Source organism: Ilumatobacter sp. (genome assembly GCF_039969435.1).
In the GTDB taxonomy this organism is placed as follows: Bacteria; Actinomycetota; Acidimicrobiia; order Acidimicrobiales; family Ilumatobacteraceae; genus Ilumatobacter_A.
In genome coordinates, this window is record NZ_JBDVNU010000020.1 from 53,335 (window position 1) to 75,613 (window position 22,279).

The window sequence follows — 22,279 nt, forward strand, 5'->3', positions numbered from 1 at the left end:
GTCGCTCCGACTAGTGGATGTACCGGTTGAGGCCACGCTTGACGAACTTGCCGTGCCCCTTCGCCCCGAGGTACGTGTCGTTCTGCACGACGACCCGGCCGCGGGAGATCACCGTGTCGACCTTGCCGTCGACCTCGAAGCCCTCGTACGACGAGTGGTCCATCGCCATGTGGTGCTTGTCGTCGATGCCGATCCTGGTCTTCGAGTTCGGGTCCCACACGAGGACGTCGGCATCGGCGCCCGGTTCCAGCACGCCCTTCTTGTCCAGGCCGAACATCCGGGCCGGGGTGGTACAGCACGTCTCGACCCAGCGTTCCAGGGTCATCTCCCCCATCACCACACCCTGGTAGATCAGCTCCATCCGGTGTTCCACGCCGCCCATGCCGTTCGGGATCTTCGAGAAGTCGCCGAGGCCGAGTTCCTTCTGGTCCTTCATGCAGAACGGGCAGTGGTCGGTCGACACGACCGCCAGCTCGTTCATCCGCAGGCCCTTCCACAGGTCCCTGTGGTGGTGCTCGTGCTTGGACCGCAGCGGTGTGGAGCACACCCACTTCGCCCCTTCGAACCCGGGCTGCGCGAGGTGGTCCTCGATCGACAGGTACAGGTACTGCGGGCAGGTCTCGGCGAACACGTTGAGCCCCATGTGCTGCGCTCGTGACACCTCTTCGAGCGCTTCGGATGCCGACATGTGCACGATGTACAGCGGTACGTTGCCCGCCACCCGAGAGAGCTTGATCGCCCGGTGGGTGGCCTCGGACTCGAGTTCCTCGGGTCGGGTGTAGGAGTGGAACTTCGGGTCGGTGTCACCGGCAGCCAGCGACTGCGCGACCAGGACGTCGATCGCGATGCCGTTCTCGGCGTGCATCATCATCAACGCGCCCGATTCCGAGGCGTTCTGCATCGCCCGCAGGATCTGGCCGTCGTCGGAGTAGAAGACGCCGGGATAGGCCATGAACATCTTGAAGCTGGTGACGCCCTCGTTCTCGACGAGGTGCGTCATCGCCTCCAGGGACGTCTCGTTGACGTCACCGATGATCTGGTGGAACGCATAGTCCACATGGCATTCGCCCGCAGCCTCCTCGTGACGGGCGGCCAGGGTTTCGCGCACGTCGAGGCCGACGGTCTGGGAGGCGAAGTCGACGATCGTGGTGACGCCACCCCAGGCGGCGGCGCGCGAACCGGTGTCGAAGTCGTCGGCGGAGACCGTTCCACCGAACGGCAGCGACATGTGGACGTGTGCGTCGACGCCACCGGGCACGACGTACTTTCCGGTTGCGTCGATCGTCGTGTCGGGTTCGATTCCGTACGCCGCGGCGTGGCCGGGCGCGAGGATCGCGGCGATCGACTCGCCGTCGATCAGTACGTCGGCCTCACGCCGACCGATCGCCGAGACGACCGTTCCCCCTGAGATCAGTGTCGTTGCCATCGGAATGTCCCTTCGTGTCGTCGGTCCGTCAACCGGTGCCTGGCACCGGATGGACGGCTGAACCGTGTCGCTTCGCCGTCAGCCTTCGACCAGTTCGCCGTAGGCGTCGGGGCGGCGGTCGCGGTAGAACTGCCAACCGTTCCGGACCTCGGTGATCAGGTCGAGATCGAGGTCGCGCACGATCAGTTCGGGTTCGTGGGGATCGCCCTTGTCCTCGACGTACTGGCCGCGCGGGTTGACGAAGTAACTCTGCCCGTAGAAGTCGTTCTCACCGAGTTCCTCGATGCCGACACGGTTGATCGCACCCACGTAGTACATGTTCGCGCAGGCAGCAGCCGGCTGTTCGATGCTCCACAGGTACTCGCTCAGGCCGCGGTGCGTGGCCGACGGGTTGAACACGATCTCGGCGCCGTTCAGGCCGAGTGCACGCCAGCCCTCGGGGAAGTGACGGTCGTAGCAGATGTACACGCCGACCTTGCCGACGGCGGTGTCGAAGATCGGGTAGCCGCCGTTGCCAGGCTTGAAGTAGAACTTCTCCCAGAAGCCCTTCACCTGCGGGATGTGCTGCTTGCGGTACTTGCCGAGGTACGTGCCGTCGGCGTCGATCACCGCAGCGGTGTTGTAGTACACGCCCGGCTGCTCGATCTCGTACATCGGCAGCACCATCACCATGTTCAGTTCCTTGGCGAGTTCCTGGAACCGCTTCGTGGTCGGGCCGTCGGGGATGTACTCGGTGTACTCGTAGTACTGCTCGTCCTGCACCTGGCAGAAGTAGGGCCCGTAGAAGAGTTCCTGGAAGCACATGATCTGAGCGCCCTGGGCCGCTGCCTCGCGCGCCTGCTCCTCGTGCTTGACGATCATCGATTCCTTGTCGCCCGTCCAGTCGGTCTGGAGCAGTGCGGCCTTCACGATTCGTGACATGGTGTCCCCTGTTGCTGATTGCCGCCTGAGCGGTGTGGTTGCTGGTCGGTGAGTGCGGTGATCTCGCCGTTCCACGAGTGCGGCGCCGGTGAGTGTGGCGATGATGTGTTGCCGGTCGGTTTCGGGCGTGTGGTGGGTTGATTGCGTTCGATCTCGTCGCTCTGGTCTCGTCAGCCGATCGCCGCCACCGTGGCGGCGATGATGTCGACGGCTTCGTCGATCTCGGATTCCGACACGTTGAGCATCGGTGCGATGCGCACCACGTTGCCATACAGGCCCCCCTTGCCGACGAGGAGGCCGCGTTCCTTGCAGCCGTCGGCGACCGCGACGGCCTTGGCCGGATCGGGATGGAGGCTGTCGTCCTGCACGGTCTCGATGGCGATCATCAGCCCGCGTCCGCGTACCTCGGCGATCCACGCCACGTCGGCGATCAACGGATCCAGGCGTCGACGGAAGCGTTCGCCCATGCGCAAGGCGTTGCCCTGGAGGTCGTGGTCGAGGACGTGCTTGAGGGTCGCCCGACCGGCTGCCGCCGCGAGCGGGTTGCCGCCGAACGTGGAGAAGGAGGTGACCTTGATGGTGTCCATCACCTCGGCACGAGCGACCACGCCGGCGAGGCCGACACCGTTGCCGACGCCCTTCGCGAACGTGAGCATGTCGGGCGTGACCCCGTGCGCCTGATAGCCCCAGAAGTGCTCTCCGGTGCGGCCCCACCCGGTCTGCACCTCGTCGGAGATGAACAGGATGTCGCGGCCTTCGAGGATCTTGTGCATCTGCCCGAAGAAACCGTCGGGTGGGGTGGCGAACCCTCCGACCCCCTGGATCGGCTCGGCGATCAGGCACGCCACACCGCTCCCCGCTCCACCCGCCGAGGTCATGTCGAGGATCTGTTCCAGATCGTCGCAACAGGCCTGCGTGTAGGCATCGTCGTCGAGGTCGCGGAACGGGCTGCGCAGTCGGTACCCGCCCTGCACGAACGTGACGTCGAGACCCGAGATGCTGCTCGACCGCCACGACGAGTGCGAGGTGATCGCCTGCGTGGTGAACGAGCGACCGTGGTAGCTGTTGCGCATCGCGAGCACCTGGTTCGACCGTCGGTACGACGTGGCGAGCAGCAGTGCGGTGTCGTTCGCCTCGCTGCCCGATGCGGTGAAGAACACGCGTGCGTCGGGGATGCCGGACACCGCGGCGATCTCCTCGGCGAGTGCGACCATCTCCTCGTTGAGATACAGCGTCGAGGAGTGCATCACCTTCGCGGCCTGCGCCTGGACCGCTGCGGTGACGTCGGGCTGGTTGTGGCCGATCATCGTCGTGAGGACCCCACCGAAGAAGTCGAGGTAGCGGTTGCCCTCGAGGTCCCACACGTAGCCGCCGTCGCCGTGGTCGATCGAGATCGGATTCTCGCCGTGCAGCGGACCGAGCCAGGACGGGAACACCGCCCGGTAGCGCTGGGCGAGTTCGGCGGTCGACGTCATCGCGCCGACAGTATTGGTCGGCGCGAATCGACACAAGGGGACCTTTGTTGTAGACAAAGGAATCGAACCTTCGGCCACCACCACCAACCGCTCGGACGCGACTGCTGTCCCCGCCCTCGTCTCGAACCCGGCCCCCGAACGCGTTCGACATGCCGTGACGCCTCACCCCACCGACTCGTCCCCAGCGGCCGGCCCGACGCTGGCAGATCGGATCGTGTCGCGGTGTGGCGCTCTCACCGCCGACGGCATCGCCACGTCGATCGGCTCGATGGTGCGTCAGGGCGACCTCGGCCACGGCGACCGGTTGCCGACCGTGCGCCAGCTCGCACGCCGCGCCGGGGTGAGTTCGAGCACGGTGGCCGAAGCGTGGCGGATCCTGGGTCACCACGGACTGATCGAGACCGCCCGCCGCAACGGCACGACCATCCGGGCGGCCCGAACCGAGATGACCGGTCGCTTCTGGCGCGTCCCCGCCACCGTTCCTGCACACGGCAGCCCGTCGATCCTCGACCTCAGCACCGGCACGCCCGACACCGAACTGCTCCCGACGATCGCCTCGATGCTCGGCGGACTGCACGCCGACGTCGCGATCACCTCGTACATCGATCGACCGGTGTTGGAGGAACTCGACGTCGTGCTGCGTGCCCGCGCTCCGTTCCCACCCGAGGCCGTCACCGTGCTCGACGGCTCGCTCGACGCTCTCGACCGGCTCATCTCCGCGCTCGTGCGGTTCGGCGACGCCGTCGTCGTGGAGGACCCGACCTTCCCGCCGATCCTCGACATGCTGGAGCGAGCGGGAGCGGTGGTCGTCGGCGTCCCGATCGACGACGAGGGCGTCGATCCCTCCCGGCTCGCCGGAGCGCTGCGCACGGGACGGGGCGGCGGGGCCGTGCTCGCCATCCTCCAACTCGCCGCGCACAACCCGACCGGCCGCTCGATGAGCCGCTCGCGCGTCGACGCCGTCGCATCGGTCTTCGCCGAACTCGCTCCCGACACGTGGATCGTCGAGGACCACCACGCCGGGGACCTCGTCGCCGGCCCCGTCGCATCGATCGGCGTCCACCTCCCCCATCGCGTGGTCCACATCCACAGCTTCTCCAAGTCGCACGGACCCGATCTGCGGATCGCCTCGGTCACCGGTGCCGCCGAGCCGATCGCCGCCGTGGTCGACCGGCGACGCCTCGGTCCGTCCTGGACGAGTCGTCTGATCCAGCACATCCTGCTCACGCTGCTCGAGGATCCCGACGTCGACGGTCTCGTCCGACACGCCGCCGCCATCTACGACACGCGGCGCCGCGCCGTGTCTGCGGGTCTCGCCGAACACGGCATCACCGTGTGCAGTTCCGCCGGCCTCAACCTGTGGGTACCGGTGGCCAACGAACAGCGCTCGGTGCTGGCGTTGGCGCTCGCCGGGATCGGCGTCGCACCGGGTGCACCGTTCCGCGTCGATGCGTCCGACCCGTCGAACCACATCCGCATCAGTCTCGGCAACGCCCGGACCGACCTCGACCGCATCGTCGACGCGATCGCCACGGCAGCCACCGCATGAACCGACACGAACCCGCCGACCGACCGCCACGAGGCGTGTGGGGCCAGTTCTGGGACTACCTCTGGCGCAAGGACGACGAGGACACGCCCGATGCCGGCCGGAGTGCCGAGGCGGCCTGGCTCCCGCTGTGGCAGAGCCGGATGATCACCGACGAACTCGTCGCATCGGGCATCCCCGCCGTGGTCACCGACGACTTCAACCTGAACATGACGATGTACAGCCGCGAGCCGATGGCACGCATCTTCGTCACGGAGGACCGACTCGTCGAAGCGACTGCGATCATCGAGGAGATCCTGGGCCACCCCCCGAGACACCGCCCCCTGTGACCTCCCTCCCGTTTGCGTGACGCCTTCTGTTGCCAGGACCGCGAGAAGCGTGACGCAGACCTGGTTTTCCCTTTCGCTCGTCTGGCGACCCACGGCGGGGTGTGGACGAATCCGACATCGACGATCAGAGCCGCGACGCACGGTGGGCGTTGCACGAGCGGGCGGCCGGCCAACACGGCGTCGTCTCCCAGCAGGACCTCACGGACGCCGGGCTCGGCGAGTCGCAGCGACGGTGGCAACTCGACTCGGGTCGCCTGCAGCGGGTCGCGCCCCGCGTGTACCGGATCTCGGGGAGTCCCGACACCCGTGAACAGCGTCTGACCATCGGCCTCCTCAGCCTCGGCGTGCGGAGCTGGGTCAGCTACGAGGCGGCGGCGACCCTGCACGGGATGGATCGCTCCGACCCCGACGCCGTGGAGTTCACCATCGAACGGGGCAGACGCCCGACGCGACTTCCCTGGCAGGTCCACACGACCAAGTTCGTCGCCGCCAACGACACGGTCGTCGTCGACGGCTTCCGGGTGACGTCGGCGACTCGGACGGTGCTCGATCTCGCGCACGCGCGAGCGACCCGGCAGCGGGTCGAAGCCGCGTTCGACAGCGCAGTTCGCATGGGACTGTCGCATCCGCAGGTGCTTGCGAGCCGGCTTGCGACCCTGCGGGGATCGGGGAGGTGGGGTGTCGCCCTGATCGAGCGAATCCTGCCCGATTCGGGCGGACACTCGCCGCTGGAGCGGACGTTCCTGCGCATCGTGCGCGAAGCCGAGCTCCCCCGACCCGTCACCCAATCGGTCCAACGCTCGACCACGGGCCGCCACGTCGCACGGGTCGACTTCCTGTTCGCGGAACACCGCATGGTGGTCGAGGTCACCGGACGGCTGGGGCACGTGTCGGATGCGGAACGATCACGGGACGCTCAGCGGCGCAACGAACTGCAGGACCTCGGCTTCGTGGTCATCGAGTACACCTCGACACAGATCTGGAACCACCCGAACTGGGTCCGAACCGACCTGATCCGCCGACTCCGATCCACCCCGAACCGGCTTGCGTGACACCTTTCGTCGCCCCGACCCCCGGAACTGTCACGCAAACGGGAATGGAGCGGGTGGGGCGGGGGCGGGTGGGCGGGTCACATGGCGGGGCGGGTGAGGAGTTCGGCGGCGACGGGGCACTCGGGGCGGGCCGCCGGTGGGCCCATCGGCATGCGACCGTGAGGGCCGACGACGTCGGTGACGAGCCGGGTCGGCAGGATCTCGACGTCGACCGACCAGTCGTCGACCTCGGCAGCGATCTCGGCACGGCGCGCTTCCATCGCGTCGATGTACGCAGTCGGGAGGCGGCGCCCGACACCGGCCACGAGCCAGACCGGGGTTCCCCACGCCGACGCTGCGGCCGCGACCGTGGACGATCCCGACGGCACGACGACGCGGGACTCGTCGAGCGCCAACGCCTCGACCAACACCACGTCGGCGACGCGGGTGGCGGCACCCGCCGCGCCGGCATCGACCGGTTCGTAGTCGACGTCGTAGCGCTCGAGACGCCGCACGAAGGACGTGGCGGAATGATCGACGTCGAGAGCGAGCACACGCACGTCGCCACGTCGGGCGAGGCCGTGACCGATCACGGACGGGTCGCCGATCGTGACCACCGTCGACTCGTCGGGCAGCTCGGCAGCGAGCTCGGACGCCGTACGGTCCGAACGGATCTGCTCGGCCAACTCCCAGACCGCCTCGAACGGCTCCGCCGACGTGGTGACGTTGGAACACAGCCACCACAGCGCACCGGTGAACGGGTGCCGCTCGACGATCCGTCGGCATGCGACCACGAGGCCGGCGGGGTCGAAGTGCAGCGAGCCGAGCGCATGCGCCGTCTCCTCGACCAGCGCCGCCGGGTCGACCCCGTGGGCGCGAGCGACGTAGCGGAGGTGTTCGATCGGGTGCACGACGCGACCGTACGCCACCGGGCGCACGAGTGGACAGCGCTGCACGGGACCCGGACGCCGCAGCCGACTCGCTGGGGTTCCGCACCGCAGCCACGGTGCTCTTCTCGGTCCGACCTGGTCACCGCTATCCTCACTGCGTGGCCGCAACCGACCTGAAGCTTCCCACCGACCTCGTCCTCACCCCGCTGGTGAAGGGCGCCGCCGGGAAGGGCCGCCCGGTGATGGAGTGGCTCACGACGTTCCACCTCGCCTCGGTGGTGCTCGACCCGTACACGAACGAGTCCTCGTGGATCCTGCGCACCGCGTCGCGGGTGCTCGAGGAGTTCCGTGGGTGCGACGTGCGGATCAACATGATCGTCACCGCCGGCCCGGCCGACGCCTCGGCGTTCCTCGGACCGCTCGCCGACAAGTTCCTGGTGTTCTGCGACCCCGACCGCGCTGCGGTGAAGGCGATGGGCCTCACCGAACTCCCGGCGTTCGTGCTCACCCAGGTCGACGGCGTGATCGGTGCCAAGGCCGAGGGGTGGGACCCTCGCACGTGGGAGAAGGTCTGCGACGCGATCGCCGAGATCACCAAGTGGTCGTCGATCGAACTCCCCTCCTCAGGCGACCCGGTGCCGTTCAGCGGCTCGCCCGCACTGGGCTGACCAGGACCGCAACGGCGTCCCTCCCGGTGTCCGACACCCAGCGGGGCGCTGACCGATGAGCACTCGACGACCGCTGCCCGACCTGCCGGTCCTCGAGGCGATCCCGGCCGTGGAGGCCGCACTCGCCGACGTCGGTCGGGCCATCCTCGTCGCCCCACCCGGCGCGGGCAAGACGACGGTGCTTCCGATTGCGTTGCTCGACGCCGACTGGCTCGGCGACCAGAAGATCGTGATGCTCGAACCCAGGCGTCTCGCGACCCGCGCCGCAGCCCGACGCATCGCCGACCTGACCGGGACCCGGGTCGGAGGGCTCGTCGGCTACCAGACACGCGACGAGCGCCACATCGGACCCCAGACGCGGATCGAAGTGCTGACCGAAGGCATCCTCACGCGCCGGCTGCAGCGGGACCCGGAGCTGCCGGGCGTCGGTGCGATCGTGTTCGACGAAGTCCACGAACGGAACCTGCCGACCGACATCGGACTGGCGCTGGCGCTCGACGCCGCCGACTCGATCCGGCCCGACCTGCGGATCCTGGCGATGTCGGCCACGCCGGACACCGATGGACTCGTGCGTGCGCTCGGCGCCCCCGTGATCACGAGCGAGGGTCGCACGTTCGACATCGAGATGCACTGGCTGCCCCGGTCGACCGGCGCAGCGAACAAGGGCGGCGCGGGCCGCAGGAGCCGTGGACCTCGTCGCCCGAACGGGCCCGACCGCATCGAGCCGGCCGTCGTGGCCGCCGTCCTCCAGGCGCTCGGCGAACACGACGGCGACGTCCTCGTGTTCCTTCCCGGCATCGGGGAGATCCGCCGCACGCAACGACAACTCGAACAGGTGCTCGGCGACGGCATCGACGTCTATCCACTGGCCGGCGCCCTCAGCCAGGAGGACCAGGATCTCGCGCTCCGACCGTCGCCGGCGGGTCGGCGTCGCGTTGTGCTCAGCACCGACATCGCCGAGACGTCGCTCACCGTCGACGGCGTGAAGATCGTCGTCGACGCCGGCCTCGCTCGCGAGCCGCGATTCGACCCGCGATCGGGCATGACCCGTCTGACGACGGTGGCCACGAGTCGAGCCTCGGCCGAACAGCGCGCCGGCCGCGCGGGGCGCACCGAGCCCGGGGCGGCGTACCGCCTGTGGAGCAAGCTCGAACACGGCACGCGGCCCAAGCACCGATCCCCCGAGATCCTGCAGGCCGACCTCGCAGGGTTCGCGCTGGAGCTCGCGTCCTGGGGGGTGGGCAACGACCCCGACGCACCCACCGGCGCACTGACGTTCATCGACGAGCCGCCGACGGCGGCGCTGCGCCAGGCGCGCGAACTGCTCGGCGATCTCCACGCGCTCGACCCCGCCACCGGGACCCTCACCTCACTCGGGCGCGACATGTTGGCACTCCCGGTGCACCCGCGCCTGGCCCGGATGGTCGCACTCGACCGGTCCGCCCTCGCGTGTGTGATCGCCACGCTGGTCGACGAACGCGACGTGTTCCGCGGACGCCCCGACGACCTCCCGGTCGACCTCTCCCTGCGGGTCGCGGTCGTCTCGGGAGCGGCCGGCCACGACGCTGCCGACCGAGGTGCGGTGCATCGGCTGCGCGAGCGTGCGGAGGAGTTGGCTCGACGGCTCGGCATCGGCTTCGACCGCCGGTCGATCGACCACGACCGCACGGGTGCCCTGCTGCTGCTCGCCTTCCCCGACCGGCTCGCCGGCCGCCGCCGACCCGGCCAGTTCACGATGCGCAACGGCAGCGGTGCGTTCATCCGGGAGGGTGATCCGCTGGCCGAGGAACTCTTCGTGGTCGCTGCCGACCTCGACGGCAAGGCGGATCGGGCGCGGATCCGCCTCGCTGCGGCCGTCGACGGCGACGACGTCATCCGCTCGGGAGGCGAGGACGTCAAGGACCAGCGGACCCTCGTGTGGGACGCCGACCGGGACGAACTGGTCGAGATCGTGGAACGGCGCCTCGGCGCGATCCGACTCGGGAGGCGCGAGGAACGTCCCTCGGCGTCGGAGGAGACCACGGCCGCCCTGATGAAGCGCGTCCGCGACACGCGCCTCGCCGTTCTCGGCTGGTCCGGAGCCGCGACCCGACTCCGCCAACGCGTCGAGTTCCTCCACCGCACGGTCGGCGACCCGTGGCCCGACTGGTCGATCGACTCACTGGTGGACCACGTCGACCACTGGCTCGCGCCGTACCTCCCCGGTGCCGTCGGCCGCCGTGACCTCGACGGACTCGACGTCGAGATGGTGCTGCGGTCGCAACTGCCGTGGCCCCAGGGCGCCGACCTCGAGTCCGTCGTGCCGGGTCGCCTCGAGTTGCCGACCGGACGCTCCGTCGAGGTCGACTACTCGGGCGACGTCCCCTCGGCCGCGGTTCGCGTCCAGGACCTCTTCGGCGTGACCGAGCACCCCACCGCGGGCGGTGCTCCGATCCGACTCGAACTGCTCTCCCCCGCCGACCGCCCGATCCAGGTCACCGCCGACCTCCCCGGCTTCTGGCAGGGCACGTGGGCCGACGTCAAGAAGGAGATGGCGGGCCGATACCCGAAGCACCGGTGGCCCGACGACCCAGCCACCGCCGTGCCCAAGCGCATGAAGGATCGCTGACCGTCGTCAGCGAGGCCGGTCCGACCGGTGCGGCGGGCACGGATGTGGTGGAGTCGGGCCGTTCTGCGATGATCTCGTGATGCGTCGTCTGACCGTCCTGTTCGTGGGTTCCCTCCTGGTCGTCGCCTGCGGAGGCAGCAGCGACGGGGACGCCACCACCGCACCCGAGTCCAGCCCGGCCACCGAGCCGGCCGTCACCACGGGCGCGACGGACCCGGAGCCGACCGACCCGCCGGCCACCGAACCCGCCGACACCGAACCAGCGTCCACGCAAGCCCCGGCGACCGACCCACCCGCGACCGATCCACCCGCCAGCGACCCGCCCGCGACCGATCCGCCGGCGACCGACCTGGCCGCCTTCGCACCGATCGGAACCGGCGAGTACGACGTCGGCGTCGCCACGATCACCATCACCGACCCGGCCCGTGAACGGCCGCTCACCACCGACGTGTGGTTCCCGCTCGCCGCCGATTCACAGGGCGACCCGCACCGCTACACGTTCGTCACGGGTGACTACTACGAATCTCCCCGAGCGATCTCGGCCACGCCCGACCTGATCTCCCCCGACGGTCCCTTCCCACTCGTGGTCTACTCGCACGGTTCGGGCGGTCAGCGCTACATCGCCTCGGACTACACCGAGACCATCGCCAGCCACGGGTACATCGTCGTGGCCCCCGACCACACCGGCAACACCGCCATCGAGCGCGTGTCGGGAGTCGAGATCGACCGCTCGCGTGTCGCGCTCGACCGTCCCCTCGACGTGATCGCCGTGATCGACGCGATGCTGAACCCGGAGAGCACCGAGACCGTGGGCTTCGTCGGATCGGTCGACCCCGAACAGGTCGCCGTCACCGGCCACAGCTTCGGCGGATTCACCACCTACGCCGTGGTGTCCGGCTACGAGAACGAACTCGGATCCTCGCCCGCCGACGACCGCATCGACGCGATCATCCCGCTCGCCCCGGCGGTGGGCGACGGCACGTCGGAACAGTCGTTGCTCTCCGACGAGGCCCTCTCGACCGTCGACGTTCCCCAACTCGTCATGGTCGGCACCGACGACGTGACCACGCCCGTCGTCCCGAACGTCACCCGCGCCTTCGACCTCACGACCAGCGATCCGCTGTACCGGGTGGAGTTGGTCGCCGGTGAGCACCAGAGCTTCACCGACGTGTGCGACTACCTCGACTTCTTCCCGACACTCGACCCGCCACCGTCCGAAGCGGTCATCGCGGCGATCGACGCCGTGGCCGGCGAGGGCTGCTCACCCGACGACATGCCCATCGAGCGTGTCAAGGAACTCACGAACACGTTCGCCGTGTCGTTCCTCGACTCGATCTTCGCCGGCGGGGAGATGGTCACCCCGGACGACACCGAGATCCCCGAGGACGTGATCTTCGACTCCAAGGTGAGCTGAACGGAGGTCAGCGGCGGGACGGACCGAAGGAGTCGACGTCCTTGCGGCGACCGGCGATCACGATCAGGTCCTGCGGGCTGAGCACCGTGTCGCGGTCGGTGTGGGTGAAACGGCCCGAATCCGGCTTGTGGCACACGATGGTGACGCGGTGATCGCGGCGCAGGTTGGACTCGCCGAGCGGCACCCCCACGAGGGACGCCGGGGCCGTCATCTCGGCGAGCACGAAGTCCTCGTCGAGCGCGACGTACTCGAGCACGCCGCCCGTGATCAGGTGGGCGACGCGCTGACCCATCTCGGCTTCGGGGAACACGACGTTGTGCGCGCCGACGCGACTCAGGATCCGCCCGTGGGGCTCGGTCATCGCCTTGGCCCAGATGTTCGGCACACCGAGGTCGGACAGGGCGACCGCGGTCAGCACGCTGGCCTCGATGTCGGCCCCGATGCACACCGCCACCGTGGTGGCCTCGGCGACACCGAGTTGGCGGAGTACCTGCTCGTTGGTGGTGTCGGCCTCCGCGACGTGGGTGAGGACGCCGGCGTGCGCCTGGACGTTGGCGGAGTCGAGGTCGACGCCCATCACCTCGTGGCCCATGTCGACGAGCGTGCGCGACAGCGAGGAGCCGAACCGCCCGAGGCCGATCACGACGATCTCCCCGCGGTGTTCGATCTCGGGGCCGAGCCCGCGGAACATGTTGTGAATGAATTTCTCAGCCAATGATCGGTCGCTCCTCGGGATGACGATAGAGGCGTGCCCGCTCCCTGAGCGCGAACGCCGTCGCGAAGGTCAGTGGGCCGACACGGCCACAGAGCATCACACCGACGAGCAGCACGTGGCCCACCGTGCTGATCGACCCGGTCACCCCGGTCGACAGCCCGACCGTGCCGAATGCCGAGGTCGACTCGAAGAGCGCGTCGATGAGCGAGAGACCGTCGCTGGTCATCAGGAACAGTGAGGTCGCCACGACGAAGCCGACCGACAGCAGTGCGATCGCCACCGCCTGGCGGATCATCGGGGTCGGCAGTCGACGCCGGAAGACGTTGACGTCGCTGTCGCCGCGCACCTCGGCCCAGATCACACAGGCGAGCACGGCGAACGTGGTCACCTTGATGCCGCCACTGGTCGATGCCGGCCCGGCGCCGATGAACATCAGCACGCTCGTGCCGAGCAGCGTGGTCTCCTTCAGGGCACCGTTGTCGACCAGGTTGAAGCCGGCGGTACGCGGCGACACGCCCTGGAACCAGGCGTTGACCAGCTTGTCGAACCACCCCATGGGCCCGAGGGTCCCGGGGTTGGCCCACTCGAAGGCGAGCACCATGACCGGCCCCACCACCAGCAGCACGACGGTCGCGCCGACGGTGATCCGGGCGTGCAGGCTCCACGGCCGCGCACGGTCGCGTCGTGCCGACGAGTCGTCGCCGCGTCGCGACTCGCGCTCGTGCCTCCAGCGTCGCAGGAACTCGACGTAGACGGGGAAGCCCAACCCGCCCACGATGAACCCGATGGTGATCGGGATCGACACGAGCGGATCACCGGCGAAACCCGCGAGGTTGTCCGAGTAGAGCGAGATGCCGGCGTTGTTGAACGCTGCGACCGAGTGGAAGATCGCCGAATAGGCCGCGTCGATCGGCCCGTCCTCGTACCCGCCCTGCCAGAGTCGGACGAACAGGACCGCCGCGAGCGTGCCCTCGACCGCGACGGTGATCCGGAAGATCACCCCGAGCAACCCGGAGAGTTCGCCGATGTCGACGTTGCCGATCTCGGCCTGGGCCAGCATCCGCTGACGCAGACCGATCCGCTGGAACGTCAGGAGTGCGACCACGGAACCGATCGTCATGATCCCGAACCCGCCCACCTGGATCAGCGCCAGGATCACCAGTTCGCCGAACAGGCTGAAGTCGGCGATGTCGACGGTCGACAGACCGGTCACGGTCGTCGCCGACGTGGAGAGGAACAGGGCGTTCTCGAGGCCGACGCCGTCCGGACCGTCGGCGGCGACCGGCAGGGTGAGCAACGCGGTGCCCAGACCGATCAACATCGCGAACGCCAGCAGCACCAACTGCGCCGGATTCTGGACGATGCTCGGTATCCCGATCCGGCGCATCGGGCGATCCTACGAACACGGAGAGCCACGCACGCCGATCCGCACGGCGCGAACCGGGTCGGGCTCGGCCGGCCCGGCGCCTCGTCAGGCCAGGACGCTCGCCACCGCGGCGAAGTGCAGCGCAGCCGCCACCACGACGAAGGTGTGCCACACCTCGTGGTAGCCGAAGACGCGTGGCCACGGGTCGGGGCGCTTGAAGACCAGGACGGGGATGCCCATCGTGTACACGAGTCCGCCGGCCACCACGAGTGCGAACTGGATGCCCGTCAGGCTCTCGAACAACACCGGGAGGGCGATGACCACCGCCCAGCCCATCGCCGGGTACAGGATGTATGCGGTCCTCTGCAGCCGTCGGAAACCGGTCAGTTTGACGACGATCCCGAGCAGTGCTGCACCGGCGATGACACTGAGGACCGGGATCCCCCAGACCAGCGGCATCGCCACGATCGTCATCGGGACGTAGGTGCCGGCGATCAGGACGTAGATCCCCGCATGGTCGAGCCGCTGCATCCACCTGCGAGCGGCAGGTGAACGGGCAAGGCGGTGGTAGGCGGCCGACATGCCGAGCATCACGAGGAGCGAGAGGGCATAGATGGAGGCTGCGGTGCGCGCGACGGTGCGCTCGGACACGAACACGAGGGCGATGCCTGCAGGGATCGCGACGAAGAACGCGGCGGCGTGCATCCGCCCCCGCCACGCCGGGCGTTCGGTCGAGTCCGCGCTGGATGTCATCGCTCTCGACCGTAGTGGCGCAACGGTCCCGCTCCCACGCGGTGCGCACCATGCCCGGGCCGTAGGCTCGATTTCATGGCCGACGATGCTGCACAGGTGCCCGATGACATCGACTACACCGAGATGTTCCCGCTCGGTCCCGACGACACGACCTACCGCCTCGTGTCGACCGAGGGTGTGTCCACGTTCGACACCCCCGAGGGTACGTTCCTGAAGGTCGAGCCCGAGGCGATCCGTCGGCTCACGGCCGAGGCGATGCACGACATCGCCCACTTCCTGCGGACCGGTCACCTCGAGCAGCTCCGCAAGATCCTCGACGACCCCGAGGCGTCGGACAACGACCGGTTCGTCGCGCTCGACCTGCTGAAGAACGCCGCGATCGCCGCCGGCGGAGTGCTGCCGATGTGTCAGGACACCGGGACGGCGATCGTCAAGGCGAAGAAGGGCCAGTACGTGTTCACGGGCGGGGGCGACGAGGAGCAGATCGCCCGCGGCATCGCCGACACCTACCTCACGACGAACCTGCGCTACAGCCAGATGGCGCCGCTCGACATGTACACCGAGAAGAACACCGGCACGAACCTGCCCGCCGAGATCAAGATCACCGCCATCGACGGCGACGCCTACAAGTTCCTGTTCATCGCCAAGGGCGGCGGTTCGGCGAACAAGAGCTTCCTGTTCCAGGAGACCAAGGCGCTGCTCAACGAAGCCACGCTGCTGCCCTGGATCTTCGAGAAGATCCAGGCCATCGGCACGTCCGCATGCCCCCCGTATCACCTCGCGATCGTGATCGGCGGCACATCGGCCGAGCTGTCCGTCGAGACGGCCAAGCTCGCGAGCACGCACTACCTCGACTCGCTGCCCACGTCGGGGTCGCCTTCCGGCCACGCATTCCGCGATCTCGATCTGGAAGCCAAGGTCCTCGAACTCGCGCAGCGCACCGGTGTGGGTGCGCAGTTCGGCGGCAAGTACTTCTGCCACGACGTGCGGATCATCCGCCTCCCGCGCCATGGAGCATCGTGCCCGGTCGGCATGGCCGTGTCGTGCTCGGCCGATCGCCAGGCCCTGGGCAAGATCACCGCCGAGGGTCTGTTCCTCGAACAACTCGAGACCGACCCGGCCCGGTTCCTTCCCGCCGTGGGGTCCGAGCAACTCTCCGACGCCGAACCGGTCCGCATCGACCTGAACCGCCCGATGGAGGAGATCCTCGCCACGCTGTCCGAGCTCCCCGTGACCACGCAGGTGATGCTCACGGGGCCGATGATCGTCGCTCGCGACATCGCGCACGCCAAGATCAAGGAACGTCTCGACGCCGGTGAGGAGATGCCGCAGTCCTGGAAGGACCACGCCGTGTACTACGCCGGGCCGGCCAAGACCCCCGACGGCTATGCGTCGGGTTCGTTCGGGCCGACCACGGCAGGCCGCATGGACTCCTACGTCACCGAGTTCCAGGCCGCCGGCGGATCGATGGTGATGCTCGCCAAGGGCAACCGGTCCCAGCAGGTCACCGACTCGTGCCAGGACAACGGTGGCTTCTACCTGGGATCGATCGGCGGGCCGGCCGCTCGGTTGGCGCTCGACAACATCCGCAAGGTCGACGTCCTCGAGTACCCCGAGTTGGGGATGGAGGCGATCTGGAAGATCGAGGTCGAGGACTTCCCGGCGTTCGTCGTGGTCGACGACAAGGGCAACGACTTCTACGCCCAGGTCCGCGCCCAGGCGGCGATGCCGGTCGGGATCACCCAGCCGGCGCGCTCGGCGGACGAGGAGACCGCCCACTTCGGCGACGAGAACGCCGCACCCGACGCCTGATCGACACGTCCGGGGGTCGGTCCGCCGGAGGTGACGGTCAGCAGGAGGAGCGGGCGGCGTCGAGAGCGCTGCCGGCGTCGTCGGAGGTGATGTCGAGCACGACGTGACTGATCACGCGGTCCGGTGACTGGTTGACGGCATCGGCAATGCACGCCGCATCGGGGTCGCCGTCGCGAACGGCGAGCGTGCGTTCGAGGAGATTCCTCGACTCGATGTCACCGTGTCCGAACAGGTCGTCGCCCAACGTCGTGTCGTCCTCCACCCCGTCGAGGAACGAGCAGCGTAGACCGTCCTCGGGAAGCGCTCGTGCCAGGAACTGGTCGGCGACCACGTCGTCGATGCACGGAGTCCACCCGGGGAACGCCGTGTGGCCGACGCCCTCCCAGATGATGTGGACGGCGTCGCCGAGGGCGTCGGCGAACTCCGGGGCGTGGTAGCCGGGCGTCAACGGATCGAACTCCGTGCCGATCACGAGGATGTCGCGCTCGACGTCGACGCTCTGCACGGGTTGCATCGGGCGGGCGGCGTCGAGGCGATCGTCGCAGAACGACCATTCCGTGATCCACGGACCCAGGTCGGCGCAGTAGATCATGTAGTTCGCCTCGGCGAAGTCGCTCTCGCCACCGGGACCGTCGTTCTGCGGCTCGTCGCCCGATCCTTCGCCCGCCTCTCGGGCGGCGTCGCCGTTGATCAGCGCGGCGAGCGACGATGCGTCACCCCGATCGGCGTCCTCGAGCGCAGTCGCGAGGAGTTCCCAGTCGCCTGCGTAGGTCATCGACGACTCGAGGAGCTGCCGGTACCCCTCGGCGTCGACCACGTCGGGCGCGCCGGCGAAGTCGCCGGTCGGGAGGAACGGCACCTGCGTCGCGAGGTCGCCGATCACCGTGTTTGCGTCGAGGCTGAACAGGCAGCGGTCGGTCGCGTCGCAGAGTTCGGCGAAGCGGTCGAGCGCGGCGGGAGTGCCGTCGTCGGCCAGCACGGCGAAGCCGTCCTCGAAGGGGCCTTCGGCGGATCCGGCCAACGGGTCGGTGACGCCGTCGAGCACGAATGCGCCGACCCGTTCCGGATGGGCCGCCGCGTAGGTGGCCCCGAGGATCGAGCCGTAGGAATAGCCGAGGTAGTTCAGCGTGTCCTCGCCGAGTGCGACCCGGATCGCCTCGATGTCGGCCGCCGAGTACGGCGCCGTGAGGAAGCCCGCGAGCGGACCGGTCGCGGCGACACAGGCCGCGATGAACTCGGCGTCTCCGGGCGGGACCTCGTCGTCGCAGTCGATCTTCGGAACGGACTGCCCGACGCCACGCGGGTCCCACGACACGATGTCGAAGGCTCGCAGGAGTTCGGCGGGCATCCCTCCGCGCACGCTCCACGCGGTCGGCAGCCCGGCGCCTCCGGGCCCGCCGGGATTGATCAGGATCGACCCGCGCCGCTCCCCCGTCGCCGGGTGTCGAGTCAGCGCCAGTTCCACCGTTGCGTCGCTTCCACTGTCGCCGAACGGGTCCATGTCGGCGGTGAGGGTTCCGCATTCCCATCCCGACGTTCCCAGCCGGTCGACCGACGGGATCCCGAACGGAGAACAGTCACCCCACTCGATCGTCGACGCCGGCGTGTCCACGACCGGGAGATCCGTGTCCTGTGCCGGAATCGTGGGCGGTCCACCGGGTGGCATGCCCGCCTGACCGTCGGGCACGACCGGTCCGACTCCCGACCGGTCGGACCGTTCGACGGCCACCGGTGGTGCATCACTGCACGCGGCCGTGACCGCCACGCAGGCGATCGCCAGAGCGGCCCATCGACGGTGACGCGTCACGACGGGTTCGACTCACCGTCGACGCCGACGTGTGGCGCGCCGCTCACCTGTCCGGCGAGTTCGCCGAGACGTCGCTCTCCGTCGGGCGTCTGCCCACCGAGTTCGAGGAAACGGCGCATGGCCGCCTGTGTCCCCGCGCCGCCGAGCGTGGCGTTGAACGCATCGCCTTCGGCGAGCAGGTCGTCGGTCAACGTTCCCTCCGCTGCCACGACCCTCGCCTTGGCAGCCGCAACAGCGTGGGCGGGGAACGACGCGATGCGCGCCGCGAGGCGATCGACGAAGGGCCGCAGTTCGTCGGCCGGCACGACCCGATTGATCCACCCCCACCGTTCGGCGGTGGTGGCGTCGATGTCGTCACACCCGAGGATCGCTTCGAGTGCGCGACTCCGGCCGACGAGGCGCGGGAGGCGCACCGTCCCGCTGCCGCCGGGAAGGATGCCGAGCGCCACCTCGGGTTGACTGAAGATCGCCGCAGGCGCCGCGAACCTCATGTCGCAGCTCAGGGCCAGTTCACTGCCACCTCCGCCGACGCGGCCGGCGATCTCGGCGATCGTCGGCTTCGGCATCGTCCTCAGCGTCTCGCACATCCGGTGGAAGCCGTTGAGCTCGGCGGCCGGTGGGTGATCGGTCGGAAACCCGAGGATCGCCTCGACGTCGAAGTGGGCGATGAACCACTCCGGGTTCGCCGAACGGATCACGACCACACGCACGGCGCGGTCTCCCGCGAGGCGCTCGAACTCGGTGGCGAGCTCGAGGAACATCGCCACCGTCATCAGGTTGACCGGTGGGCCGTCGATGGTGACGACGGCGACGCCACGAGCGTCGAGATCGGTGTGGAACGAGGTCATCGACCCCGAGTCTGGCCGACGAGCGCCCGTGCTGCGTGTCAGAGCAACTGTTTCAACGCGGCGCGTGTGGCGGCGGCTTCGTCCGGGGTCCCCGGGAACTCGACGGCGGCGAAGTCGGTGACACCGACGTCGGCCAGTGCACCGATCCGTGCGACGACCTCGTCGGCGGTGCCCGTGATCGCGATGTCCTCGGGTCCCGCTGCGCCCTCGCGGTCGAGCATCGCCCGGTAGCTGGGCAGGGACCCGTAGATCTCGAACACCTTCGCGGCGCGTGCCTTCGATGCCTCGAAGTCGTCGGTCACGCAGACGGGCAGCGCGGCGATCACACGGGGCGCGGGCCGGTCGGCCGCGTCGGCAGCGGCGTTGATCGTGGGCACGATGTGGTCGCCGAGCGTCTTCGGACCGGTGCACCAGGTGAGCGTCCCGTCGGCCAGTTCGGCCGCGACCTTCAGCATCTGCGGGCCGAGCGCCGCGATGACGGTGCCGAACGGCGACATCCCGGGGGCCTGGATGCCGCCGTGGGTCGTGTAGTCCTCGCCGGCGTAGGAGACCTGCTCGTTGCGCGACAGCGGACCGAGGATGTGCATGTAGTCGCGGATGTGGCGGATCGGCGTGGCGTAGCTCATCCCCATCATGTTCTCGATGACGACCTTGTGACTCAGCCCGATTCCGAGGGTGAGGCGGCCGCCGGACACGGCGTTCACGGTGTGGCACTGCTGTGCGATCGCCATCGGGTGGCGGGGGTACGTCGGCACGACCGAGGTGCCGAGTTCGATCCGCGGGACCTCGCGCCCGACGATCGCCAGCGCCGTCAGGGCATCGTGACCGAAGATGTTCGGCGCCCAGTAGGCGGCGAATCCGTCGGCCTCCACCTGCTTCGCCTCGGCGACGACGTCGTCGATCGTCCCGTCGTTGACCGTCCCGCCGAAGTATCCGATGCGCATGTGCCGAAGGTACCTCGCGCCCGGCCCGGCACCGGACTCGAACCTCACGCCCTCGGCGACGCGCCCGGGCACAGGGTTCAGGCCATCGACACGAGATCCAGCCAGTCCTCGTTGAAGTAGTCGACGTCGCCGTCGGGCATCAGCAGCACCTTCGTCGGGGCGAGCTCGCGCACGAAGTCCTCGTCGTGACTCACGAAGATGATCGCACCGGGCCAGTCGATCAGCGCACTCGCCACGGCGTCACGCGAGGGCGGGTCGAGGTTGTTGGTCGGCTCGTCGAGCAGCAGCAGGTTGTTCTTGCCCGTCATCAGCATCGCCAGCGCGAGCTTCGTCTTCTCGCCGCCCGACAGCGTCCCTGAGTCCTGGAAGACCTTGTCGCCGGAGATGCCGAACATGCCGAGCAGCCCACGCAGGTGCGTGTCGGTCATCTCCACGCCCGGCGGAATCGAGTTGCGCAGGTTGGTCAGCAACGTCTCGTGGACTTCGAGGTTGTCGTGTTCCTGGGCGTAGTAGCCGGCCTGGACCTGGTACCCGAACTCGAAGTCGCCGAGGTCGGCTTCGGTCTCCTCGGCGAGGATCCGCAGCAGGCTCGTCTTGCCCGCTCCGTTCAGACCGAGGACGAGCAGTCGCTCGCCACGACCGAGGTCGAAGTCGATGTCCTCGAACACCGTCACGCCGCCGTAGCCCTTGCACATCGACTCGGCGGTGATCACGGTCTGACCGCACGGTGGGGGCGGCGGGAACCGCACGTTGAACGTCTTGGTGTTCTTCGGCGCCTTGACCTTCGTGGATTCGAGGCGGGCGATCTTCTTCTCCATCGAGTGCGCCATCGCCGCTTTCGTGGCCTTGGCCCCGAAGCGGTCGACCACACCCTGCATCCGGTCGATCTCCTTGGCCTGCTGCGCGGCCTTCTTGGTGAGGCGTGCCTCGTCCTCGGCACGCGACCGCTTGTACTGCGAGTAGGTGCCGCGGTACTCGATCACGTCACCGACCTCGTCCTCACCGCTGCGGTCGAGGTGCAGGACGCGGGTGATCGCCTCGTCGAGCAGGTCGAGGTCGTGGCTGATCACGAGGAGAGCGCCCTTGTACTCGCGCATGTACTGCAGCAACCACGTCTTCGCGTCGATGTCGAGATGGTTCGTCGGTTCGTCGAGACACAGGATGTCCGTGCCGGCGTAGAGGATGCGTGCCAGTTCCACCCGACGACGCTCACCACCCGAGAGCACGCTCAGCGGGAGTTCGAGGCGGTCATCAGGGAGGCCGAGACCGACGGCCATGGCGCGTGCCTCGGAGTCGGCGGCGTATCCACCGTTGGTGCGGAACGACTCCTCGGCGTTGACGTAGCGGGTGACGTTGCGCTCGTCGGGGTTCTCCTCCATCGCGATCCGGAGCTTCTCCATCCGGATAATGTCCTCGTCGATGCCCTTGCCGGACAGGATGTGCGTGACGCTGGTTCGCCCGTCGAGATCGCCTTCGATCTTCGGGTCCTGAGGGAGGTAGCCGAAGCCACCCTTGCGCATCACGCGCCCGGCTGCCGGCTCGTTCGCTCCGCCCAGCACCTTGAAGAGGCTGGTCTTGCCCGCTCCGTTGCGACCGACGATGCCGACCTTGTCCTTGGCCATGACGGTGAAGCTGGCGCGCTCGACGAGGAGCTTGCCACCCACTTCCACCGAGATCGCCTGTGCCTGGAGCATCGCAACAGGCTACGAAGTCAGCGGTGCCGTCG

Annotated in this window: 18 protein-coding genes; 7 read left to right on the plus strand and 11 right to left on the minus strand. The window is 68.7% G+C overall.

Annotated elements, in window-relative coordinates:
• Nucleotides 1-10: 10 nt before the first annotated feature.
• From hydA to ABJK40_RS11340, 3 genes are all read right to left on the minus strand, one after another.
• Nucleotides 11-1,426: a dihydropyrimidinase gene (gene hydA, locus ABJK40_RS11330; RefSeq protein ID WP_348480789.1), complete on the minus strand. Its 1,416-nt coding sequence runs from the start codon at nt 1,424-1,426 to the stop codon at nt 11-13.
• Nucleotides 1,427-1,504: 78 nt separating this feature from the next.
• Nucleotides 1,505-2,347: a nitrilase-related carbon-nitrogen hydrolase gene (locus tag ABJK40_RS11335; RefSeq protein WP_348416273.1), complete on the minus strand. Its 843-nt coding sequence runs from the start codon at nt 2,345-2,347 to the stop codon at nt 1,505-1,507.
• Between the two features lie 170 nt (nt 2,348-2,517).
• Entirely contained in the window at nt 2,518-3,822 is a 1,305-nt protein-coding gene (locus tag ABJK40_RS11340) for an aspartate aminotransferase family protein (RefSeq protein WP_348480790.1), read from the minus strand.
• 214 nt (nt 3,823-4,036) lie between these two features.
• Between ABJK40_RS11340 and ABJK40_RS11345 the strand changes: the two genes are divergently transcribed.
• The 3 genes from ABJK40_RS11345 (at nt 4,037) to ABJK40_RS11355 (ending at nt 6,749) form a co-directional block, all read left to right on the plus strand.
• The gene (locus ABJK40_RS11345) at nt 4,037-5,371 is read left to right on the plus strand and encodes a PLP-dependent aminotransferase family protein (protein ID WP_348480791.1); all 1,335 of its coding nucleotides are present in this window, start codon (nt 4,037-4,039) and stop codon (nt 5,369-5,371) included.
• The gene (locus ABJK40_RS11350; protein ID WP_348480792.1) at nt 5,368-5,697 is read left to right on the plus strand and encodes a hypothetical protein; all 330 of its coding nucleotides are present in this window, start codon (nt 5,368-5,370) and stop codon (nt 5,695-5,697) included. Before ABJK40_RS11345 ends, ABJK40_RS11350 begins: the two co-directional genes overlap by 4 nt.
• A 101-nt stretch (nt 5,698-5,798) precedes the next feature.
• Nucleotides 5,799-6,749, plus strand: a complete 951-nt coding sequence (locus ABJK40_RS11355; RefSeq protein WP_348480793.1) for a DUF559 domain-containing protein — start codon at nt 5,799-5,801, stop codon at nt 6,747-6,749.
• A 77-nt stretch (nt 6,750-6,826) separates the two neighbouring features.
• Here ABJK40_RS11355 and ABJK40_RS11360 read toward each other — a convergent pair whose 3' ends face one another.
• Nucleotides 6,827-7,639, minus strand: coding sequence for a hypothetical protein (locus tag ABJK40_RS11360; protein WP_348480794.1), 813 nt, complete (start codon nt 7,637-7,639; stop codon nt 6,827-6,829).
• 137 nt (nt 7,640-7,776) lie between these two features.
• Between ABJK40_RS11360 and ABJK40_RS11365 the strand changes: the two genes are divergently transcribed.
• From ABJK40_RS11365 to ABJK40_RS11375, 3 genes are all read left to right on the plus strand, one after another.
• On the plus strand, nt 7,777-8,286 hold the full coding sequence (locus ABJK40_RS11365; protein ID WP_348480795.1) for a hypothetical protein: 510 nt from the start codon (nt 7,777-7,779) through the stop codon (nt 8,284-8,286).
• 55 nt (nt 8,287-8,341) lie between these two features.
• The gene (gene hrpB, locus ABJK40_RS11370; protein ID WP_348480796.1) at nt 8,342-10,894 is read left to right on the plus strand and encodes an ATP-dependent helicase HrpB; all 2,553 of its coding nucleotides are present in this window, start codon (nt 8,342-8,344) and stop codon (nt 10,892-10,894) included.
• A 79-nt stretch (nt 10,895-10,973) separates the two neighbouring features.
• Nucleotides 10,974-12,308, plus strand: a complete 1,335-nt coding sequence (locus ABJK40_RS11375) for a hypothetical protein (RefSeq protein WP_348480797.1) — start codon at nt 10,974-10,976, stop codon at nt 12,306-12,308.
• A 7-nt stretch (nt 12,309-12,315) separates the two neighbouring features.
• On the opposite strand, the gene ABJK40_RS11380 is transcribed toward ABJK40_RS11375, so the two are convergent.
• The 3 genes from ABJK40_RS11380 to ABJK40_RS11390 all read right to left on the minus strand — a co-directional run bounded on the left by ABJK40_RS11380 (nt 12,316) and on the right by ABJK40_RS11390 (nt 15,142).
• Entirely contained in the window at nt 12,316-12,999 is a 684-nt protein-coding gene (locus ABJK40_RS11380; RefSeq protein ID WP_348480798.1) for a TrkA family potassium uptake protein, read from the minus strand.
• A gap of 16 nt (nt 13,000-13,015) precedes the next feature.
• Nucleotides 13,016-14,410: a potassium transporter TrkG gene (locus tag ABJK40_RS11385; RefSeq protein WP_348480799.1), complete on the minus strand. Its 1,395-nt coding sequence runs from the start codon at nt 14,408-14,410 to the stop codon at nt 13,016-13,018.
• An 84-nt stretch (nt 14,411-14,494) separates the two neighbouring features.
• Nucleotides 14,495-15,142 (minus strand): hemolysin III family protein, encoded by a 648-nt coding sequence (locus tag ABJK40_RS11390; protein WP_348480800.1) that lies wholly within the window; start codon nt 15,140-15,142, stop codon nt 14,495-14,497.
• Between the two features lie 75 nt (nt 15,143-15,217).
• On the opposite strand from ABJK40_RS11390, the gene ABJK40_RS11395 reads away from it, so the two are divergent.
• The gene (locus tag ABJK40_RS11395) at nt 15,218-16,954 is read left to right on the plus strand and encodes a fumarate hydratase (protein ID WP_348480801.1); all 1,737 of its coding nucleotides are present in this window, start codon (nt 15,218-15,220) and stop codon (nt 16,952-16,954) included.
• 37 nt (nt 16,955-16,991) lie between these two features.
• Here ABJK40_RS11395 and ABJK40_RS11400 read toward each other — a convergent pair whose 3' ends face one another.
• The 4 genes from ABJK40_RS11400 to ABJK40_RS11415 all read right to left on the minus strand — a co-directional run bounded on the left by ABJK40_RS11400 (nt 16,992) and on the right by ABJK40_RS11415 (nt 22,247).
• Nucleotides 16,992-18,683, minus strand: a complete 1,692-nt coding sequence (locus tag ABJK40_RS11400; RefSeq protein WP_348480802.1) for an alpha/beta fold hydrolase — start codon at nt 18,681-18,683, stop codon at nt 16,992-16,994.
• 74 nt (nt 18,684-18,757) lie between these two features.
• Nucleotides 18,758-19,609, minus strand: a complete 852-nt coding sequence (locus ABJK40_RS11405) for an enoyl-CoA hydratase/isomerase family protein (RefSeq protein WP_348480803.1) — start codon at nt 19,607-19,609, stop codon at nt 18,758-18,760.
• Between the two features lie 38 nt (nt 19,610-19,647).
• Nucleotides 19,648-20,553: a TIGR03564 family F420-dependent LLM class oxidoreductase gene (locus ABJK40_RS11410; protein WP_348480804.1), complete on the minus strand. Its 906-nt coding sequence runs from the start codon at nt 20,551-20,553 to the stop codon at nt 19,648-19,650.
• Between the two features lie 77 nt (nt 20,554-20,630).
• Nucleotides 20,631-22,247, minus strand: a complete 1,617-nt coding sequence (locus ABJK40_RS11415) for an ABC-F family ATP-binding cassette domain-containing protein (RefSeq protein WP_348480805.1) — start codon at nt 22,245-22,247, stop codon at nt 20,631-20,633.
• Nucleotides 22,248-22,279: the final 32 nt, after the last annotated feature.

What these genes read in the sequence shown, in the direction of transcription:
- ABJK40_RS11335 (WP_348416273.1), bottom strand. Translation starts at nt 2,347, where the DNA reads ATGTCACGAATCGTGAAGGCCGCACTGCTCCAGACCGACTGGACGGGC.
- ABJK40_RS11340 (WP_348480790.1), bottom strand. Translation starts at nt 3,822, where the DNA reads ATGACGTCGACCGCCGAACTCGCCCAGCGCTACCGGGCGGTGTTCCCG.
- hrpB (WP_348480796.1), top strand. Translation starts at nt 8,342, where the DNA reads ATGAGCACTCGACGACCGCTGCCCGACCTGCCGGTCCTCGAGGCGATC.
- ABJK40_RS11410 (WP_348480804.1), bottom strand. Translation starts at nt 20,553, where the DNA reads ATGCGCATCGGATACTTCGGCGGGACGGTCAACGACGGGACGATCGAC.
- ABJK40_RS11380 (WP_348480798.1), bottom strand. Translation starts at nt 12,999, where the DNA reads ATGTTCCGCGGGCTCGGCCCCGAGATCGAACACCGCGGGGAGATCGTC.
- ABJK40_RS11375 (WP_348480797.1), top strand. Translation starts at nt 10,974, where the DNA reads ATGCGTCGTCTGACCGTCCTGTTCGTGGGTTCCCTCCTGGTCGTCGCC.
- ABJK40_RS11390 (WP_348480800.1), bottom strand. Translation starts at nt 15,142, where the DNA reads ATGACATCCAGCGCGGACTCGACCGAACGCCCGGCGTGGCGGGGGCGG.
- ABJK40_RS11405 (WP_348480803.1), bottom strand. Translation starts at nt 19,609, where the DNA reads ATGACCTCGTTCCACACCGATCTCGACGCTCGTGGCGTCGCCGTCGTC.
- ABJK40_RS11385 (WP_348480799.1), bottom strand. Translation starts at nt 14,410, where the DNA reads ATGCGCCGGATCGGGATACCGAGCATCGTCCAGAATCCGGCGCAGTTG.
- ABJK40_RS11395 (WP_348480801.1), top strand. Translation starts at nt 15,218, where the DNA reads ATGGCCGACGATGCTGCACAGGTGCCCGATGACATCGACTACACCGAG.
- hydA (WP_348480789.1), bottom strand. Translation starts at nt 1,426, where the DNA reads ATGGCAACGACACTGATCTCAGGGGGAACGGTCGTCTCGGCGATCGGT.
- ABJK40_RS11350 (WP_348480792.1), top strand. Translation starts at nt 5,368, where the DNA reads ATGAACCGACACGAACCCGCCGACCGACCGCCACGAGGCGTGTGGGGC.
- ABJK40_RS11415 (WP_348480805.1), bottom strand. Translation starts at nt 22,247, where the DNA reads ATGCTCCAGGCACAGGCGATCTCGGTGGAAGTGGGTGGCAAGCTCCTC.